The sequence below is a fragment of the Amycolatopsis sp. WGS_07 genome, from assembly GCF_045278895.1.
Classification (GTDB): Bacteria; Actinomycetota; Actinomycetes; order Mycobacteriales; family Pseudonocardiaceae; genus Amycolatopsis.
The window spans coordinates 2,144,405-2,163,174 of sequence record NZ_CP136053.1 but is presented as its reverse complement, the minus strand read 5'-3'; the positions used below and the strand labels follow the sequence as shown (position 1 = coordinate 2,163,174).

The 18,770-nt window shown below is 68.0% G+C and carries 15 protein-coding genes and 1 tRNA gene; 7 read left to right on the top strand and 9 right to left on the bottom strand.

The window, feature by feature from the left end; genetic code table 11:
* Positions 1-39: 39 nt before the first annotated feature.
* The 6 genes from RPX00_RS10005 to RPX00_RS09980 form a co-directional block, all read right to left on the bottom strand.
* The gene (locus RPX00_RS10005; protein WP_406639245.1) at positions 40-573 is read right to left on the bottom strand and encodes a hypothetical protein; all 534 of its coding nucleotides are present in this window, start codon (positions 571-573) and stop codon (positions 40-42) included.
* 129 nt (positions 574-702) lie between these two features.
* Positions 703-3,237 carry a trehalose-phosphatase gene (gene otsB / locus RPX00_RS10000; protein ID WP_406639244.1) on the bottom strand — a complete coding sequence of 845 codons (2,535 nt, stop codon included), beginning with the start codon at positions 3,235-3,237 and terminating at the stop codon, positions 703-705.
* A gap of 41 nt (positions 3,238-3,278) precedes the next feature.
* The gene (locus tag RPX00_RS09995; protein WP_406639243.1) at positions 3,279-4,730 is read right to left on the bottom strand and encodes a trehalose-6-phosphate synthase; all 1,452 of its coding nucleotides are present in this window, start codon (positions 4,728-4,730) and stop codon (positions 3,279-3,281) included.
* An 83-nt stretch (positions 4,731-4,813) separates the two neighbouring features.
* Complete coding sequence (locus RPX00_RS09990) at positions 4,814-6,331, bottom strand: threonine/serine exporter ThrE family protein (protein WP_406639242.1); 1,518 nt, start codon at positions 6,329-6,331, stop codon at positions 4,814-4,816.
* A gap of 408 nt (positions 6,332-6,739) precedes the next feature.
* The gene (locus tag RPX00_RS09985) at positions 6,740-7,870 is read right to left on the bottom strand and encodes a tyrosine-type recombinase/integrase (protein ID WP_406639241.1); all 1,131 of its coding nucleotides are present in this window, start codon (positions 7,868-7,870) and stop codon (positions 6,740-6,742) included.
* A gap of 104 nt (positions 7,871-7,974) precedes the next feature.
* Positions 7,975-8,625 (bottom strand): helix-turn-helix domain-containing protein, encoded by a 651-nt coding sequence (locus RPX00_RS09980; protein ID WP_406639240.1) that lies wholly within the window; start codon positions 8,623-8,625, stop codon positions 7,975-7,977.
* Between RPX00_RS09980 and RPX00_RS09975 the strand changes: the two genes are divergently transcribed.
* Positions 8,552-8,956, top strand: coding sequence for a helix-turn-helix domain-containing protein (locus RPX00_RS09975; RefSeq protein ID WP_406639239.1), 405 nt, complete (start codon positions 8,552-8,554; stop codon positions 8,954-8,956). The genes RPX00_RS09980 and RPX00_RS09975 overlap by 74 nt on opposite strands.
* A complete protein-coding gene (locus tag RPX00_RS09970) occupies positions 8,953-9,165 on the top strand; it encodes a DNA-binding protein (RefSeq protein WP_406639238.1) in 213 nt (70 codons plus the stop codon). Before RPX00_RS09975 ends, RPX00_RS09970 begins: the two co-directional genes overlap by 4 nt.
* 46 nt (positions 9,166-9,211) lie before the next feature.
* Here RPX00_RS09970 and RPX00_RS09965 read toward each other — a convergent pair.
* From RPX00_RS09965 to RPX00_RS09955, 3 genes are all read right to left on the bottom strand, one after another.
* Positions 9,212-9,287, bottom strand: a tRNA-Thr gene (locus RPX00_RS09965).
* Between the two features lie 250 nt (positions 9,288-9,537).
* Positions 9,538-10,545 (bottom strand): aminotransferase class I/II-fold pyridoxal phosphate-dependent enzyme, encoded by a 1,008-nt coding sequence (locus RPX00_RS09960; RefSeq protein WP_406639237.1) that lies wholly within the window; start codon positions 10,543-10,545, stop codon positions 9,538-9,540.
* A 119-nt stretch (positions 10,546-10,664) separates the two neighbouring features.
* Positions 10,665-11,489 carry an alpha/beta fold hydrolase gene (locus RPX00_RS09955; protein ID WP_406639236.1) on the bottom strand — a complete coding sequence of 275 codons (825 nt, stop codon included), beginning with the start codon at positions 11,487-11,489 and terminating at the stop codon, positions 10,665-10,667.
* A 608-nt stretch (positions 11,490-12,097) separates the two neighbouring features.
* On the opposite strand from RPX00_RS09955, the gene RPX00_RS09950 reads away from it, so the two are divergent.
* The 5 genes from RPX00_RS09950 (at position 12,098) to RPX00_RS09930 (ending at position 18,755) form a co-directional block, all read left to right on the top strand.
* The gene (locus tag RPX00_RS09950) at positions 12,098-12,682 is read left to right on the top strand and encodes a hypothetical protein (protein WP_406639235.1); all 585 of its coding nucleotides are present in this window, start codon (positions 12,098-12,100) and stop codon (positions 12,680-12,682) included.
* Positions 12,667-14,256 carry a type I-E CRISPR-associated protein Cse1/CasA gene (gene casA / locus RPX00_RS09945; protein ID WP_406639234.1) on the top strand — a complete coding sequence of 530 codons (1,590 nt, stop codon included), beginning with the start codon at positions 12,667-12,669 and terminating at the stop codon, positions 14,254-14,256. Before RPX00_RS09950 ends, casA begins: the two co-directional genes overlap by 16 nt.
* Positions 14,257-15,075: 819 nt before the next feature.
* On the top strand, positions 15,076-15,804 hold the full coding sequence (locus tag RPX00_RS09940; RefSeq protein WP_406639233.1) for a hypothetical protein: 729 nt from the start codon (positions 15,076-15,078) through the stop codon (positions 15,802-15,804).
* A gap of 268 nt (positions 15,805-16,072) precedes the next feature.
* Entirely contained in the window at positions 16,073-16,495 is a 423-nt protein-coding gene (locus RPX00_RS09935) for a hypothetical protein (RefSeq protein WP_406639232.1), read from the top strand.
* Between the two features lie 376 nt (positions 16,496-16,871).
* A complete protein-coding gene (locus RPX00_RS09930; protein ID WP_406639231.1) occupies positions 16,872-18,755 on the top strand; it encodes a protease pro-enzyme activation domain-containing protein in 1,884 nt (627 codons plus the stop codon).
* Positions 18,756-18,770 lie beyond the last annotated feature (15 nt).

The following is an 18,770-nucleotide window of genomic DNA, read 5'->3' as shown; positions in this document are numbered from 1 at the left end:
GCCTGTTCTTGCCCGCAGCGTCCGCGAGCGTTCACGGCGTCACCAGATGGGATGGTCGCTGAACTTCTCCAGCGTGCTCACCGACGGCCGGACGAACCAGAGCCCGGCGCTGTAGCCGATCAGGCCGATGGCGAAATTCGCGAACGTCGCGAGCAGTTCGGTGAAGCCGAGCCGGGCGTGGTCGCCCCAGAGATCCACCAGCGCGGACACCCCGAGCGCGAGCAGGCAGCTGACCGACAGCGCGGTGAAACAGGCGGTGAGCGCCGCGCGGGTGCCGCGAGCGCGGGCGATCACCAGGTAGTCGCCTTGCAGGCAGCGGCGCGCGGAGAGCACCACCACCGCGATGGCGAGCACGGACAGCATCGGCAGCAGCAACGCGGCGATCCCGAGCGGCTCGCGCGGCAGGCTGTGCCCGTGCAGCGGACGGTTGACGAACGCGGTGAGCCCGAAGACCGCGAGCGTGCCGACGGTCAGCGCGACCCCGGTGACCACGGAAGCAGTGCGCACCCGGGCGGCGAACAACGCCGGCAGCGGGGCGTACTCCGCGGCCTGCTGCCCGTAGTACTGCTTCACGCACCACCTCCGCGCCGGCAACCCGAACGAACGTGCAAATGCTCGTGAAGGCCACCTTAACGGAATGCGATTCCGGCAAGGTGGCCTTCACGGCACTTGTCACCGAGGCGTGCTAAGGGTCTTGCCTGATCAAGCCTTCTCTGCCAGGAGATTCGCGCAGCGGATCAGGCCGATGTGCGAGTACGCCTGCGGGTGGTTGCCGAGCGAGCGCTCCGCGACCGGGTCGAACTGCTCGGGAAGCAGCCCGGTCGGGCCCGCCGCGTCGACGATCTGCGCGAACAGCTCCTCGGCCTCGTTGCGCCGCCCGGTGCACAGGTAGGCCTCGATCAGCCAGGCCGCGCAGATGTGGAAGCCGCCCTCGCCGCCGGGCAGGCCGTCGTCGCGCCGGTAGCGGTACACCGTGGAACCGCTGCGCAGTTCGGCCTCGATCGCCGTCACGGTCTTCTGGAACCGCTCGTCCGCCGGGTCGATGAGCCCGGTCAGGCCCACGAACAGGGACGCCGCGTCGAGGTCGGTGCCGTCGTAGGCGGTGGTGAACGCCTGCACCTCCTCGTTCCAGCCGTGTTCGAGCACGTCGGCTTTGATCCGGTCGCGCAGCTGGGGCCAGGCGCCCGGGACGCCGCGGCCGTACTCGTCGCCGAGCCGCACCGCGCGGTCGATGGTCACCCAGCACATCACCCGCGAGTACACCCGGTGCCGCGGCACGTGCCGCTCTTCCCAGATGCCGTGGTCCGGCTCGTTCCAGCGCCGCGTGACGGCCTCGGCCATCGCGCGCACCATCTGCCAGTCCTCGTCGCGCAGTTCGCCGCGCACCTTCGCCAGCGTGGCGACCAGCTCCACGACCGGGCCGAACACGTCGAGCTGCACCTGGTGGTTGGCCAGGTTGCCGACGCGCACCGGCCGCGAACCGGCGTACCCGGGCAGCGATTCGATGACCGCCTCCGCGCCGATGACGCTGCCGGCCAGTGTGTACAGCGGGTGCAACCGCTCCGGACCGGCCAGCGTGGCCAGCACGCCGTGCAGCCACTTCAGGTAGCCCTCGGCCTCCTCGTGCGAACCGAGGTGCACCAGCTCGCGGACCGTCATCGCGGCGTCGCGGATCCAGCAGTAGCGGTAGTCCCAGTTGCGGACCCCGCCGATCTCCTCCGGCAGCGACGACGTCGCGGCGGCCAGCACGCCGCCGGTGTCGGTGTTGACCAGCCCGCGCAGGGTCAGCGCGGAGCGGCGCACCAGTTCGGTCTGGACGGTCGGCAGCTTGAGCTTCGCCGCCCAGTCGCTCCAGTACCGGCCCGCGCGGTCCCGGCGGTCCACTTCGGACAGTTCGTGGACGCTGAAATCCGTTGTGCCGCAACGCAGTTCGAGCACGACCGGCTCTTCCGGCGTCGGCTGGACGAGCGCGGTCGCGGTGTCCTGCAGGCCGTCGGAGGTGATCGACCATTCGACGCCGGGCGAGCGCAGCACGAACGGCTCCGACGTGCCCAGCACGCGCAGGCCCTCGTCCTCGGCGACCAGTTTCACCGGCACGCCGCCGAATTCCGGCCGCGGCGCGAACACGACCTGCGCCACCGCCTCACCGGAGATGACGCGCACGAGATCGGTGCGGTGCCCGGGGCTTTCCGGTTCGAGATAGTCCGTGACGAGCAGCCGCGACCAGCGCGTTTCGACCGTCATCGTGTTCGGCAGATACCGCTGGCCGAGCGGGAGCCCGTTGCGGTGCGGTTTGATCGAGAAGTGCCCGGCGCCAGGGCCGCCGAGCAGATCGGCGAACACCGCGGGCGCGTCCGGGCCGGGGTGGCACAGCCAGGTCAGCTTCGCATCCGGCGTCACCAGCGCGACCGAGCGCTCGTTGGCCAGCAGCGACAGCCGCTCGATCGGCGGCGCGGACTCGCCGTACAGCCAGTTGCGCCGCTCTTCCAGGAGGAACGCGAGCACCATCGCGACGTCGACGGTGTCGGGCACGTGGTACTCGGCGAGCGATTCGCCGTCGCCGACCTTGATGCCGAGGTCCGGCCCGGACAGCCGGGCGAACGCCTTCTCGTCGGTGACGTCGTCGCCGAGGAAGACCGCCGCGGTGGCTCCGACCTGGTGGCGAAGGGTGTCGAGGGCGTTGCCCTTGTCGGTCTTCACGACCGCCAGCTCGACGACTTCCTTGCCGTCGGTGGTCGTGACGCCGTCCCATTTCGACGGGCCGTTGTGCACGTCCGAGAGCACGCGGCGGCCCGCGTTGTGCTCGGCACGGCGCACGTGCACCGCGATGCTCGCCGGCTTGACCTCCAGCGACACCCCCGGCACGTCGAGCACCAGCTGTTCCAGCTCGTGTTCGAGCCGCCGGTGCAGCGCCTTCGCGTCCTCGTCGAGCGCGTGGATGAAGCCGATGTCGAATTCGGACCCGTGGCTGCCGACCAGGTTGACCTCGGCGGGAAGCCGCGACAGCGTCGCGAGATCGCGCAGGGCCCGGCCGGAAATCACGGCGGTGGTGGTCTCGTGCAGGCCGGCGAGAGATCTCAGCGCACCGACGGACTCGGGCAGCGGCCGTGCCTCGTCCGGGTTCGCGGTGATGGGGGCCAACGTGCCGTCGTAGTCGCAGGCGACCAGCAGGCGCGGGGTACGGGCGATCTGCACGATCGCGCGCCGTAGCTCCGCGGGCAACGCCTCGGCGGTCAACACTCCTCCTCAGGAGGTCCAGCGCGGTACGGGGGAGGGGGTCAGTCGGCCGGTTCGGCACCCAGCGCCTGGAGGAACGAACGCGCCCACCGGTCGACGTCGTGGGTGAGGACCTGGCGACGCATGGCGCGCATCCTGCGTCGGCCCTCGGCGGGGTCGAGCGTAATGGCAGCCGCCAACGCGTTCTTCACCCCGTCCAGATCGTGCGGGTTGACGAGGAACGCGCTGGTCAGCTCGGCCGCCGCGCCGGCGAACTCGCTCAGCACCAGCGCACCGCCCAGATCCGGGCGGCACGCGACGTACTCCTTGCAGACGAGATTCATCCCGTCGCGCAGCGGAGTCACGACCATGACGTCGGCCGCGGAGAAGAAGGCGGCCAGCTCGGTGCGGTTCACGGATTGGTGCAAATAGTGCACGACCGGGTGGCCGACGCGGGCGAACTCGCCGTTGATCCGGCCGACCATCTGCTCGATCTCGCCGCGCATCCGCTGGTAGTGCTCGACGCGTTCGCGGCTGGGGGTGGCCAGCTGCACGAACGTGACGTCGCCGGGTTCGAGCCTGCCCTCGTGGAGCAGCTCGTGCAGTGCCTGCAGCCGCAGGTCGATGCCCTTGGTGTAGTCGAGCCGGTCGACGCCGAGCAGCACCGCTTTCGGATTGCCGAGGTCGCGGCGGATCTGCTTGGCACGCTCGGCCACGCCCTTGCTGCGGGCGAGGGCGTCGAGGCCGGCCGCGTCGATCGAGATCGGGAACGCGCCGACGCGCACGGTGCGGTCGCCGACCTGGACCATGCCCGGCCGGGACCGGACGCCGACCGCGCCGCGCGTGGGTTCGAGACCGACCAGCTGGCGGGCCAGCCACAGGAAGTTCTGCGCGCCGCCGGGCCGGTGGAAGCCGATCAGGTCCGCGCCGATCAGGCCGCGCACGATCTCCGCGCGCCACGGGAGCTGCATGAACAGCTCGACCGGCGGGAACGGGATGTGCAGGAAGAACCCGATCCGCAGGTCCGGCCGCAGCTCGCGGAGCATCGTGGGGACGAGCTGCAGCTGGTAGTCCTGGATCCACACGGTCGCCCCCTGCGCGGCGACGGTGGCGCTGGCCTCGGCGAAGCGGCGGTTGACCTTCACGTAGCTGTCCCACCACGACCGGTCGAAGACCGGCCGGGCGACGACGTCGTGGTACAGCGGCCAGAGCGTGGCGTTGGAGAAGCCCTCGTAGTAGTCGCGGACCTCGGCCGAGGTGAGCGACACCGGGTGCAGGACGAGCCCGTCGTCGTCGAACTCGTCCACCTCGACGTCCGGTACGCCGGGCCAGCCGACCCACGCGCCCTTGCGGGACCTCAGGAACGGTTCGAGTGCCGAGACCAGTCCGCCGGGACTGGCGGTCCAGCGTTGTTCGCCGCCCTCGGTGCGTTCCAGGTCGACGGGCAGCCGGTTGGCCACCACGACGAAGTCCGCGGACGGTGCGCTGTTCCGTTCGGCGATCGCGTCAGTCACTCCAGCTGCTCCCTCGTCATCGGCGGGTCGCGGCCCCACTGGAACCCTAGCGCGCGAGGAGTCACCGGCCGGTGACCAACTGGTTACTCCAAACGCCGTTCGGTCGGCTCCATCGGCCCGGCGAGGCGGGGTCCGGAGAGCCTGCGCTCGAGCCTGCCGAGCCCGGTGCGCACCGGCTGGGCGAGGTATTCGCCCAGTACAACGCCCGCCGCGAGGGCCAGCCCGACGGCGACCGCGGTCATCAGGGTCGAGATGTTGCCGCCTGGCGAAACCGCTAATTGGTATAGACCACGATAGGTGGAGAGACCCGGGAGCAGCGGAGTGATCCCGGACACGGCCACCACGAGTGGCGTAACCTTCAGCCTCCGCGCCATCACGCCGCCGCAGAACCCGACGAGCGTCGCCGCGATCGCCGAAGCGCTCACCGCGTCGAGCGTCGCGATGATCAGCGCGCCGTACACGAGCGCGCCGATCGCCCCCGCCGCGGCGGCGACGAGCATCGCGCGCAGTTTCGAGTACGAGGCGAGCGCGAAGCAGGCGGCCGCGCCGGCCCCGCCGATGACGATGATCGGCAGGTGCTGCGCGGTCGACACCGGGACGTCGGGCAACGGGGTGCGCGGCAGTTCGAGCAGCACCGCGATCCGCAGCGCGAGCACCACGCCCGCGATCAGCCCGGCACTCATCAACGCGGTTTCCATCGAGCGTCCGGACGCGGTGACGTAGTAGCCGGTGATCGCGTCCTGCACCGCGGAAACCGTGGACAGTCCCGACAGCAGCACGGTCACCGCCGCCGCGACCACCAATGTCGGCCGGTCGGTGGTGAGGATGTTGCTGCTGACGATGATCATCGCCGAGAGCGTCGCGATCAGCCCGCCGACCACCTGCTGGAAGAAGAACGGCAGGTTGACCTTGTTGAGCAGCCTGCCGATCCGGTCGACCGCGGCGGAGATGACGACCGCGACGAGCGCGATGTCGATGCCGCCGCCGAGCAGCAGCGTGATGAACCCGGCCAGCCCGCCCCAGGCAGCGGTCGCGGTCCAGCGCGCGTACGGGTGCGGAGCGGACGTGATCCGGTCCAGCTCGGTGACCGCTTCCTCGGCTCCGGTGTTGCCGCGGACGATCTGGCGCACGAGAGCCTCGGTCTCGGTCAGCCGCGTGTAGTCGAGGCTGCGAGTCCGCACGACGCGCAGCGCGGTAACCGGCGCGAGGTCGGTCCCGCGGTGACAGGTGACCGTGATCGACGTGAAGATGACGTCGACCTCGCAGTGCGGCAGCCCGAGCGCCGAGGTGAGCGCGAGAATCGTCGCGGTGACGTCGGAAGCACCGGCACCGCTGGACATCTGCACTTCGCCGATCCGCAGAGTGAGATCCAGAACGAAGTTGACGGTCGCGTCGTCGGGCGGCTTCGGCCCGATCGCCTCCTCGGACTCGACGGCGGGCTGCTCCGCGGTCGGGGCCTCGAGAATGTGCCAGGCGCGCCGGCGCAGCAAATTCGGCCGGTGGCGCTGATTTGACCGCGGGTGCGGAGGCTCGAGAACCGGCCACCGTCTGCGCGCAGCCCCTGGCCGGCACGCTCGTTGATCTTCATGATCGATCCCCACCTCCTCGTTCGTTCCCGGGGACCATCGGCCGTACCGCCCCAGCTGTTGCAGTGGCGTCCACCACATCTGATCACGATCGTGCCGGATGGGGTCGGATCGCGCCGGTTTTCGGGTCTGACCTGGGGGTTGGGGCGGGTTGTCCGGGTGTCGTCGGGGCGGCCCGATATACTTTCGGCGCGCCCGTCGCCGGGTGCGCGCCGGTATAGCTCAGTTGGTAGAGCATCTGTCTTGTAAAAAGATGCCCGCAGGCTCTCCGCGCTCAATCCGGGGACGCTGGCCATCGTCTAGCGGCGGGTGAAAGTCCAGGTCAAGGCCGTTTGCTGGGTTAACTAGAGAGGCCTTGTCGGATGGGTTCTCGTGTTGATCGTCTCACAGGCTTTCACGACCGACGGTATGTTTCTTCATCGTCTAGTCGCTGTGCAGGTCGGTGAGGGCTCGCAGGCCGACCTTGAGGTCCTCGTCGTCGGCGTGAACATAGGTTCGCATCGTGAACGCCGGGTCTGCATGCCCGGCCCACTTGGCGATGATCGCGATCGGAACTCCCGCCTTGTGCATCAAGCTGAACGTTGTGTGCCGGGACCCGTGAAGCTTGATGCGGGGGAGTCCGGCCATCTTGGTTAGCCAGAGGAACTCGTCGCTGTACCAGTCGGGGTGTGGCGGGTTTCCCAGGCTGTCAACCACGACCCAGCCGGAGTGGTTGTACGCGGTCCCGGCGGCCGCTGCTTCTTCGACCTGGAGCACCTGCAGGTCGTGAAGAGCGAGAGCGGCGGCGCGGTCCAGAGGCAACCTCCTTTTGCTTTCGTCCGACTTGGGCTCTTCTATGTAAACTTCGTAGTTGTCGGTTACTCTGGTTCGTCGAATGTTGATGTGGACTAGTTTGTAATCTGGGTTATCCGTTTGGTAGCAGGGGGCGCACCACGACATACGATGCTTGGCGCAGGGCTCGGCTAACGATCCCCATTCGATATCTTCCTCCCATCTCAGCCCGAGGACTTCGCCGCGCCTCAATCCGTAAAGTGAAAGCCTGAACGCTAAATGTAGTCGATCCTTTCTAGCGCGTCGAAGAAATGTGGCAACGCCATCCTTCTTCCAGGTTGACTGCTCGGGCGGCGAGTACGCGGGAAGTGTTACCAGTGCCACTACATTGACTCGAACTATTCCTTCTATCCTGGCAGTCTCCCAGACTCTGCTGCCATTCCTCAGGGTCTTCCTTACGCTGGACGGACCAAGGCCTGTTCCGGGCTTTCCTCCCCTTTTTCTTCCTTTGGTTTCCATCCAGGTTGCGACGTCGTTGATGTCGGCCTTTGTGACGGATTGGAACAGGCGGGACCCCAGTCGCTCTATGTAGGGCCGCAGGGACCCCTTAAGGTCTGTGAATGATTTCTTGCGGAGGCCCCGCCGTTCGCCGGGGAGCCATTGTTCAATATATTGGGCAACGGTTATGTCGGACGGGGGAATAAATGTTCCGATGTTCAGTTCATGTCGAACCTCGATCAAGCTTTCTTGAGCTTCGTCGATGTCGCTGAATGTTCGAGACATCTGCTTGCGAGGATTTTTGCCGACGTCAATTGTCCACCGGTAGCTAAATTTCCCATTTTTAAGGGGAATAGTCTTGATTAGTGGATCATACGTTCTGGGAATATCTACTCCTTTCCGTCGTCCAGCAGGGATCGCCTCCTCAATTCTGATTCGAGTTGCTGGGTCAGTGCGCGCGTGACATGGCCACGCTGAGCTTGCCTCTGCCGGATGGGGAGATCGGAAAATGCTACTGCTTGCGCGTCTCGTTCCTCGGTCAAGGTTCTGTCCCAGATGGAGTACGCCGTGCTGGTGACTGCTTCCAGGGGCACCCCTAGTTTGCGTGCCAGATCGAAGTCGGCCTCGACGGCCTCAGGGTGCAACGCTGAGTCGATCTTACCTTTCAGATTGATTGCGCGGGTCAGTTCTCGAAGGCGTTCGGTCGGACCGAGGGTGGATAGCTCGCTCCGGAAATGTTCGCCTCGAAGAACCTGCTGAATGAGGCGCAATTCGAGAGAAACTGCACCTACTTCTACATGGCCAGCTCCTTTCAGGAATTCGGTCAGCGGCGTGTTGAAGGCGATTGCGAGCAAGATGAGATCTTCAATCTCTATTGGTCGCAAACCCTGCTCTGCTGCTGACAGCTTCTGGCGGCTCCACATCAGGCCGCATAGCGCCAGGTGGCGTGCGGTCTCGTGCTGGGTCATGCCCAGTTCCTCCCGGATGCGCCGCAAGTTCCCGCCTATGACGGCTCGTGGTGTCCGAGGTGGTGGTGCCACAAGGACTTTCTACACCTCGTCTGACTGCTTGACAAGCAGACGATCTCCCGGTGACACTCGGGATGTTGGATCGCCAGCATCTGAGGGGGATGGAAGAACCATGGGGGACAGGAACGTCCAGGGCGGGCAAAAGCTCCGTCAATGGCGGCGCGATCGTGGCCTGACGTTGCGAGAGGTGCAGGACCTCACCGGAGTGAGTCAGTCGATGCTCAGTCGAGTCGAACGCGGTCAGCGCACGCTGGCTCCGCTCCGACGGGTGCACCTCTCGCGTTGCTTGCGCGTGCGAGTCGATGTGCTCTTCGATGTTGCGGATAGCAAGGTCGTGCGATGAACCGGCCGACGCTGAAAGAAATCGAAGGATGGCCGAGCACTGTCGGGGTGGCGCAGGCGGCCACGGCTTTCGGCATCTCCAAGAGTCAGGGGTATGCCTTGGTCGACCTGGGGACGTTTCCCGCGAGAGTGATTCGTGTGGGGAAGAAGAAAAAAGTGGTCAGTACCGCTTCCATCATCAAGGTGCTGACTGAGACTGAGCCGAAGTAAGAAAATCCGTCGCCGGCGTGGCAGTTGGCTAGCCGTACAGGCCGGATGGAGCCGGCAAGGGGACTCGAACCCCTGACCTACCGCTTACAAGGCGGTTGCTCTACCAACTGAGCTATGCCGGCAAGCCTGTTCAAGGCACAAGTTAGTGTATCGCTGAGCTGATAGGCACTTGCTTCGGGAGCCATCAAGCCCGCCTTGTTCACACCGTGTAGCCAATCCTGACTGTGCTTGGCTGCGGATCCGTCAGGTCGTGGTGTCTAGGGCCCCGATTCCACGCGCGATGCGACGTGAGGCGTAGGACGTTGCAGACGTCGGGTTCTGCCGAGGCAGTCACCTTGGCAGGATCCGACGTCTGCAACCGCATCGCACAACTCACGAACGATGGTCTCTTGTCCAGTCTCGCGCGGCTGCGAGGAAGAGGTCGTCGTCCGGTTCGCGGCCGATGGTGACTCGTACGCCCGACCCCGGATAGGCCAGCACTGCGCAGCCGAATTCCAGGCAGCGTGCGGCGAAGCTGTCCGACTGTCGGCCGAGGGGCAGCCATACGTGGTTGGCGGCGGACGGCGGGATCCGGAAGCCGAGTTTCTCGAGGCGTTCGGTGACGCGGTCTCGTTCCTGGCCGAGGCGTTTGCACCGCAGGCGGATCCGGCCGGACGCGTGCAACGACGCCAGTGCTCCGGCCTGGGCAGTCGCGGTGACTTCGAACGGCACGGCCGCGGCGGCTACTGCTTGGGCGATCTGCGCGGGGGCGAGGAGATATCCGATCCGTTGCGCGGCCAGGGCGTGAGCTTTCGAGAAGGTGCGGGTGACGACCAGGTTCGCCCGGCCGGCGGCCCACTGGCGGCGTGCCAGGGCGATGGTTTCGTCGGCGAGGCATGCGTACTCGATGTACGCCTCGTCCAACACCACGAGCACCTGCGGCGGCACGTTGTCCAGGAACCGTTGCAGCGCCGCCGTGCCGTGCATCGTCCCGGTCGGGTTGTGGGGGTTGCTGATGACGACCATGCGCGTCGTGTCGGGCCGGATCGCGTCGGCCGTGGCGTCCAGGTCGATCGTCCAATCGGGAGCGAGGGGGACGGTGCGGTGGTCGAGGCCTGCTTGGCGGGCCAGCCGCGGCAGGGCTTGGAACGCCGGTTCGGGCAGCAGCACCTCGGGATCGTCGCCTCTGCGTGCGAACGCGCAGAGGCGACGGATCAATGCGGACGACCCCGGCCCGACGACGATCTCGTCCTCGCGGGCCGAAAGCTGCGTCGCGATTGCCTCGATGAGTGCGGCGGATGTGGCGTCCGGGTACCGGTGGGCGGATGACAGCGCCGCGGCCATGGCCCGCTGCGCGTCCTTCACCGGAGGCAGATGCGACTCGTTCGCGGACAGCCTCACCGCGCCTCCGCTTGCCGCGGACGGGGGCGACGGTATCGCTTCAACCGTCGTGGTGGCTTCTGCGGGGCGTGGTCGGGGCTGCTGCTGCGGCGTACTGGAGGTCATACGCCGGTTGCCCGTCACGCCGCGGCCGCATCGGAGGTGTCCGCCGGTTCGGCGAGGAACTTCGCGATCCGGTCGGCGATCCTCGACGCTTCGTGGGGGTGCGCGTAGTGCCGAAGCTTCGGCACTACCTGGGTTTGCGCGTCGGGCATCGCGTCGGCCAGCGCGGCTGACGCGGCGCCGGCCGGGTATCCTGCGCTCCGTTCGCCCACGAGCAGAAGGACCGGGACGGTGACGCGTGCGGCGTCAGCTGTCGTCCAGGCCAGCCGGTCGACCTGGGCGAGTTCGGGGACAAGGGCCGGGACCAGTGCCTGCAAGGAGGACATGGCAGTCATTCGGTCGGCCGACTGCCGTGATACCGGAGCGACGTGGTCGAAGTAGAGCCGGATCGCCTCGGCAAGATCGCGGCGCTCGATCGCGGCGCGGATTTCGGGCAGGAGACGGTCGAACAAGCGGCCGGCCACGGGAATCAGCGGTTCGCAGAGGATCGCGCGGCCGACCGGAAGGTCGGGCTGCGCGATGAGGGCCTGGAGCAACGCCACTGCCCCGGTGCCGTGCCCGAGTACGGCTGGCCTGCCCCCGAGGCTGACGACAGCGCGGGCGACGGTGTCGGCGAGGGCGTCGATCGTTCGGATCTCGTGATCGTGCGGGTCGGAGCGGTCCAGCAGCCAGACCCGGTAATGGACAAGGGCCTCGGCGACCGGCAGCCAGCTCGACGTCGGATCGAGAGAATCAGGCACCACAAGGATGTTCGAGCCGCCGCCGACGAGCTGAAGCCGCGAGGAGCGAAGCGGCGTGGGATCGGGCGGGAGGGAGAGAAACGGTTCGATCGGGTCAGGCATGCGTGGGATCTCCTTCGCTGCAACGGTTCTGGCCCGAATCCGGAAATTGGATGCGGGCGAGGACCGTGCAGCGGTGCCTGCACGGGGCGGAGGGGAAAGCGTCGAGGCTCTGCGACGCGGCGACACGGATGCGCGCTATGAAACGAAGCCGGGGCCCGGCGCGCGTCTGCGAGCTTCGCGGTCGTCAGCCAGATCCCCCAAGAACTGGCTTCACTCCACTTTTGCTCGAAGTTGTCTCCCGCGTCAAGGCCGGAGCGGCGCGGCAGCGTTTCCTGCCGTCTGCGTCTGGAACAAGAGTTCACCGGTGCGTGCAGGAGCACGTGGAGCGGCAGCCGACGCGATCCCGACCCATCCGAAGAAGACCAGCAAACATGTACACCGCTGTACATGTACAGTGCTGGCCATGGCGTGGAGGCCCTGGTGGTAGATCTGCGAGGAGAGGGAACCGTCGCCAAGGTCCGGCGACGGCGCTCTGCTGGTCATCCCCTCGCCGCAATTGCCGCTGCAGCTTCACTGACGGAGGTGCGGGTCTGCCGCATCCCCGGCGACTGCGCTGCCTCCCGCTAGCCGCAAACTCTCCTGTTTCGCCGACGAGAAGCGAGGACCCTGTGACCGCGAGGTTGAGCATCAGCGAACTGACTGTGGCGGACGACCTGTTGGAAACCCGGAGTGCCACCGAGATGGCGGCGTGGGTTGCCGACCACAGGAGCGCCCCTCTCGACTTGGCGGATCTGAGCGACGGGCAATGGGCGTACCTGGCCCGCGAGACGGGAAAGGCATTGAGCCTGGACGTGCTGGACTGGCTCGGGGAGGACTACGGCGGGCTCACCGTTCGCCAGATCCAACGACTCGCAGACGAATTCGCCGCGATCTACGAGCAGTACTGCACGCCGCAGCATGAGGACCAGGACAGGACTGAGCTGGAACAGGACACCGAGGACATCCGCGAAGACCTCTACATCGTCGCCTACCGGTTGATGGCCGAGAACCCGTCCGAGGTCGTGGCGGAACTGGGCAAGAACTTCAACCGGTCCCGAGCCGCGGCGGACCGGGACCGGATCCTGCTGCGTGCCGCCGCGCGGCAGATGGTCACCGACCCGGACCCCTCCAATTTCGGGATCACCAGCGCGCGCGGGTTCGCCCGGACCGCCAACGTCTCCCGCACCAGCGTGATCGGATGGACCAAGAAATGACCACGATGACGTGGGACCTGCGGGACAGACCGTGGATCGAAGCCCTCGACACCACCGCGGGAGCACGGGAGGTGTCCTTGAGGGAAGCGCTGCACCGCGCGCATGAGCTGATCCTCACTGGGGACACGGCGACCATGGAGGTCGCGATCGCCCGGCTGCTGATGGCCGTCCTGGTCCGCGCGTGCGCGCACCGGCGCAGTCTCGCCCAGTTGTGGAACGAGCCACGTCTGCCCGCAAACCTGGTCGACGACTACCTCGACCGCCACGCCGACGGGTTCGACCTGCTGCACCCGGCCGCCCCGTTCATGCAGACCCCGGGCCTGGCCATGAAAGCTGATCCGGACATCGCCCGGATCATGATCCCTCAGCGCGGCGTGTTCGACTCCGACAGGCGCCGGGAACTGCCGGTCGACGAGGCGGCCCGGTGGGTGGTGCACGCCCACGCCTACGACATCAGCGGCATCCGCGGCGCGTCCCCCGAGGACCCGCGCGCGAAAGGCGGCAAGATCTATCCGCTCGGCGCTGCCTGGTGCGCGCGCGGCGCGATCCACCTGCTGCACGGGCGCACTCTGCGGGACCTGCTGCTGCTCAACCTTCCGGTCGATCCCGCCGAGGCCGACCCCGGCGACCTGCCCGCCTGGGAACGACCGCCCGCGCCTGCGGGTCCCGATCGCCCGCTGCCCGGGGGGCCGTGCGACCTGATGACCTGGCAGTCGCGGCGCGTCCGCCTCATCCCCCGCCGGCGAGACGACGGTTCCCTCGTCGTGACCGGTGCTTACCTGGGCTACGGGGACCCGCTCGACGACGACGCCGCCCACGAGATCGCCCGTCGCCGCCTTGACCCGCACGTCCAGCAGGTCGTGAGCTGGAAGAACCGCAGCAAGAAGCACCGCGGCGGGGCCGCGTTGACCCCGCTGCGGGTCATGCTCGACTCGCCCCCGCTCTGGGCGCAGACGGGTGCCATCCTGCGCGCCGAGCAGGGAGAAGGACTGCCCGCGCTCGCGAACGCGGCCGCGAGCGCACCGGCCGACCACAACACGGTGCGGCTCGTACGGACCGCGCTGGTGCTGGACGTGAAAAGCGCTGTCGTCGACGACATCCGGGCAGAGAGTGTCGTGCTGCCGGTGGCCATGCTGCGCGACGACGACCTCCGGCACACGGCCGCCGTCGCGTGCGATGCGGCCCGCAAAGCGGCGTGGCTGCTGGGACGCTACGGCGAGCATCTCAGCATCGCCCGCGGATCCAAAGGCCAGGCGGCGGACGCCGGGCACAGGAAGCGCGCACACGAGCGCGGACAACAGTTGGCCGAGCCCGAACTGGTGCGTTTCCTGCACCATCAGGACACCGGGAACGTCACGTTGGAGGACTACGCCGAACGCCTGAGGGCTCTGATTCTCGAAGAGGCCGAAGGCATGCTGCCCCGCGATCCCGCGAGTCTCATCCAGAGCCGCCCCGGCAGGAACGGCGAGCACGCCACGCCGCTGCAGGTGCTCGACCGGCTTCGATGGTCACTGCGCCCTGGCTCACTGCTGGCAGACAGCGGCGCCGAGGACGGTCAGAACACGGTGGACTGACCACCGGCGATCGAACGCGAGAACCCGCCAGCGAGCGAAAGACCGGTCCGGCGACGACACGATTCCCGTTGGGCGCAACCGGAACGAGCGCAGTCCCGGTCCGCGATCGTGCGTCCCGGAGCGGCGGTGTCGGACCGGGCGCGTCGACGGCTCGTCCGGCGGGACCCGTGCGATCCGGGCGCGTTTCCCGTTCGGCATGACCCGGAATCGGCACTCGTCCTTGCTGCCGCGCAGCGGGACCGGCCGCGTGCGCGGGGATCCAATGGGCACCCGCGTGTCCGCTGACCCGGACACGCCCCAGTCGGACGAGGACAGCACGGTTGAGTGGCCGCACCGCAAGTTCACCAGCGGCAATCGTCATGGGCCGATGTCGCCGGAACGATGCCGTCGGCCCTGTCGAACCCCTGGCGAGCAAGAGCTGTCCCAGTTCCGCCTCGCCTCGCCACATAGGCGACACAGTGCATGGTGCAAAGCTGGTTTAGTCCACTGCATCAACTCAGTTGATTGCGGTGCGTAGCTGATCTCTAGGCTGAATGGCGCAAAATCTGACGTTGAGTGACTTTTCTTGGTGACTCTCGGTGTGATCCGTGCTTAGACTGCGAGGGCCGGAACGGAGGCGTTCCCGATCCGCAGTGGACGGCCGGACGATGTCCTCGCCGCGGATCTGTTGACGGGCACGCCCGGGCCGGGCACGGCGGTGGCGTCCTTTCGCGGGGGAAGGCCGTCGCCGGGCGCCCGCGGGGCGCGGCGGCGGCACCTGCCGCCCGTGCGGTGTGGCCGGCTGGCGACAGCGCGGCGGTCGACGGAGGGGGATTTCTGGTGAGCGAGGGCGCATCCGAGCCGGAAGCGGAGGATCCGGACGACGATCCGGACAGCGGGCGCGTCGTCTTCATGGCGGAGCCGGGGGCGTGCGCGGGACGGCTCGAACCGGCGCAAAGCCTGGTGCCGCAATGGCTGGCAGACATGATCGATTTCCATGCGTGGCCGTCGGTGCCCACTCCGGGGCATCTCCCCGGGCGTGCGCGCACGGTGTGCGAGCACGTCGACTGGGAACTCGTGCACGCCGACCATCCGGAGCTGTTCGAGCGACGGCAACAGGTTGGCGCGCCTGAGCTTTCCGCGCTGTGGGAGGCCAAGGCAGAGCTTGCCGAAACAGGGACCCCGCTCGCGTTCGACGTGCAACTCGAAGAAATAGAAGGCGAACTCGCGCTCGCGGTCTACGGCGCCGGGGTCATCGGTCGGCTCGACGACGACCAGTGGCGCAGCGTCGCCCCGCTGCTGGCGACCTGCTGCTGCTCGATCCACGAGCCGCGTTCGGATGTCGAATTGTTCGGCAGCCTGCTGCGTCCCGCACGCCCGCCGGCGGTTGCGGGAAAACGCACGATCGGTTCCTCGATCCGGCCGGAGCACTGGCAGATCGGGGATTGGATGCACACGTGGTTCGCCTACCCGCTCTACGGCGACCTTCGCCACGGCTGCGCGTGCACGGCGCACGCCGCGTCCGCGGCGGGAGCACAGTTTGTCCCGAATCTCCGCGCCACAGCCTGATTCCGCCGCGCGAGCACTGCAGCGGACGGGAAATGCCGTCGCGCCGACGGCGTGCGGCTGAACAAAAAACGACGACGGATAAGCGACGGATGTCGCCGACGATGCCCTGGGGATCACGAACAGGTCGCAGTCGCGCGCGCGTGGTGGGCTTCCCCAGCGCCGCGTCAACGGGCGCTGCGGCCTAGCCGGTCCCGTCGCGGGGCCTCCGGGTGGGCCGATGGGCTCGCAGCGGCGGGACCGGCGCCTCGAATACCCGATGGGGGAACGAATGCCGACACACGACAACGACAGCCCGGAAACGGGACATCGGCTGGCGCTCGCGGGCGCCCTGGCGGCGGGAGCGGTCCTGGCGGGCTGCGCTGCGCAGTCCGGGGCGCCGCCTCCGCCCAGTGCGGCCACGACGGTGCAGCTGCCGGACCCGCAGCAGCGGGGCCCGGACGTCACCGTGGAAGGCGAGGTCCGCTGGACCGGCCCACACCCCGGCTGCGTCACCCTCAAGCTTCCCGACGGCCAGACGTTCCAGCTGACCGGACGCCCGGTCAGCGACGAACTGGAGAGAGTCCGCGCCGGCACGTCTCCCGGCATCCAGCGGATGCGGCTGACGGGCTACGTTCCGCCGGTGACGCCGGGCGTCTGCAGCCAATACGCATTCCTGGTCGAAAAAATGGCGAAAACCGGTGCCGTGACCTGACTCGCGGCGCGAATGCGGGGCCCAATTCCAAGTGTCTTGGGTCCCGTCGTCGTGCGCGGGAAACGGCGGAAAAAAGCTGAAAAAACAGGGTTGTAAAGTGTTGACGGCGGCGGATTCGGTGGGGCAAGGTTCGTAGCGGCCGACGGCTTGCGCCGCAGGTCGAAAGGTCGGCAGGGGGACGCCGGCCGCCACCGGAACGACAATCACGCGACCTCGTTTCCACGATTCCCCGGTCCTTGATCCGGGCGCGGCGACGGTTGCCGACAGTTTCCCTTCCGGTGTTCGCGTGCAGTGATACCGATTGAAATCGGGGGCTATTTCTATGGCAATACGACCATCTCCGTCCCGTGTGGCGGGTGTGGTGGCCGGAGTCGCGGTGCTCGCAGGGATCGCGGTTCCGGCGGCGGCGCAGCCGGGCCAGGGCGACCGCGCGGTCGTCGACGGCAGTGCGCCGAGCTGGGCGAGCCCGGCCGCGAAGGTGGGGACGGTGCCCGCCGGAGAACGACGCCACATCCAGGTGGCGCTGGGGCTGCGCGATCCGCGCGGCGCGGAAGCCCTGGCGAAGTCGCTGTCGACGCCAGGATCGGGCGGCTACCGGAAGTTCCTGTCCAGCGCGGAGTTCACTGCCCGTTTCGGACCCGATCAGTCCACTGTGGACCGTGTCAGCGACTGGCTGAAGCGTTCCGGGCTGAGCGTCGAGGGCGTCGCCGCGAACCGGCACTTCGTCGACGCGGTCGGCACGGCTGGGCAGCTGGAAGCCGCGTTCGGCGTGACGCTCGCGAAATACCGGCACCGGACCGGCGACGGGCGGACGCTGACGCTGGCGGCGCCGCAGTCGCCGCTGTCGGTGCCGCGAGCGGTGCGCGGGCAGATCACCGCCGTGCTGGGGTTGGACGACTCGGCGCAGACGGTTACCACGTCGCGCACGTTCCGGCCGGTTCCTGGCCCGGACCGTTCCGCCGCGGGCGCCGCGGCCGGGCAGGACTCGACGGCGTGCGCACGCTTCTGGGGCGAGGCGAACGACCGGTCCGTGCCGCAGAAATTCCCGGAGGGCATGCAGTCCAACGAGAACTGCGGGTACGACACCGCGCAGATGCGGGCCATCTACGGCTTGACCGACGCCAACACCGGTGCCAACACCACGATCGCGATCGTCGGTGCCTACGCCTCGCCGACGGTGGTGGCGGATGCCAACCGCGCTGCCCGCGATTTCGGCGGCAAGCCGCTGGCGGCAGGGCAGTTCAGCGAGCTGCTTCCGCCGTCCTATCGCGACCAGGACGTCTGCTCGCCCGACAGCTGGAACGGCGAGGAAGCGCTCGACGTGCAGGCGAGCCACATGATGGCGCCGGGCGCCGGTCTGCGGTACTACGCCGGCAGCAGCTGCAAGGACTTGTTCACCCCGTTGAACCAGGCGGTGTCCGAGGACAAGGCCGCCGTCATTACCAACAGCTGGTTGTTCCCCGGCGAGTCGAGCGTGCCGCGCGCGACGGTCGACCAGATGAACGACATCGCGCTGCAGGCCGCTATCCAGGGCCAGTCGGTGTTGTTCGCCAGCGGCGACTCCGGCGACAACTCCGGGCCCAACGGCCACCCCGAAGCCAGTTACCCGGCGTCGCATCCGCTCGTCACCGCGGTCGGCGGCACGTCCGTGGCGCTCGGCGCCGACAACAAGGTCAAATTCGCGACGGGCTGGGAAAACAGCGGGAACACGCTCTCCGACGGGAAATGGGTGCCGCAGGCCGATGCCGACGGTCCGTTCGCCGGCGGCGCCGGGGGCGGGACGTCGCGACTGTACGACGCGCCTGACTACCAGTCCGGTGTCGTGCCCGCCGCGATGTCCCGGGGCAAGCGCAGCATCCCGGACATCAGCGCGGCCGCCGACGCCGAAACGGGCATCGGCATCGGGTACACCGCCGCCGGACGCTACGTGAAGGGCAAGTCGGGCGGGACCTCGGAAGCGTCGCCGGTCCTCGCGGGGCTGCTCGCCGACGCCTTGCAGGCGCGCGACATCGATCGGTTCGGCTTCCTGAACAACGCCATCTACTCCGGCGCGGGCATCGACGACGTCCTTCCGGTGCAGGCGGGCGTGTCGACGCAGGCGATGCCGTCCTACGGCCACGTCAGCACCCCGCCGGAACGCGGCAAGTACTTGGTCGATCTGGGTTCCGCGCCGCAAACCCTGAAGACCGTCAAGGGCTACGACCAGGTCGGCGGCGTCGGGACGCCGAATCGCGAGTTCGTCGCAACCTTCGGCAAGTAACAGGCGCGGAGCGGC

What these genes read in the sequence shown, in the direction of transcription:
- RPX00_RS09935 (WP_406639232.1), top strand. Translation starts at nt 16,073, where the DNA reads ATGCCGACACACGACAACGACAGCCCGGAAACGGGACATCGGCTGGCG.
- RPX00_RS09975 (WP_406639239.1), top strand. Translation starts at nt 8,552, where the DNA reads ATGCCCAGTTCCTCCCGGATGCGCCGCAAGTTCCCGCCTATGACGGCT.
- RPX00_RS09985 (WP_406639241.1), bottom strand. Translation starts at nt 7,870, where the DNA reads ATGTCTCGAACATTCAGCGACATCGACGAAGCTCAAGAAAGCTTGATC.
- RPX00_RS09955 (WP_406639236.1), bottom strand. Translation starts at nt 11,489, where the DNA reads ATGCCTGACCCGATCGAACCGTTTCTCTCCCTCCCGCCCGATCCCACG.
- RPX00_RS09970 (WP_406639238.1), top strand. Translation starts at nt 8,953, where the DNA reads ATGAACCGGCCGACGCTGAAAGAAATCGAAGGATGGCCGAGCACTGTC.
- casA (WP_406639234.1), top strand. Translation starts at nt 12,667, where the DNA reads ATGGACCAAGAAATGACCACGATGACGTGGGACCTGCGGGACAGACCG.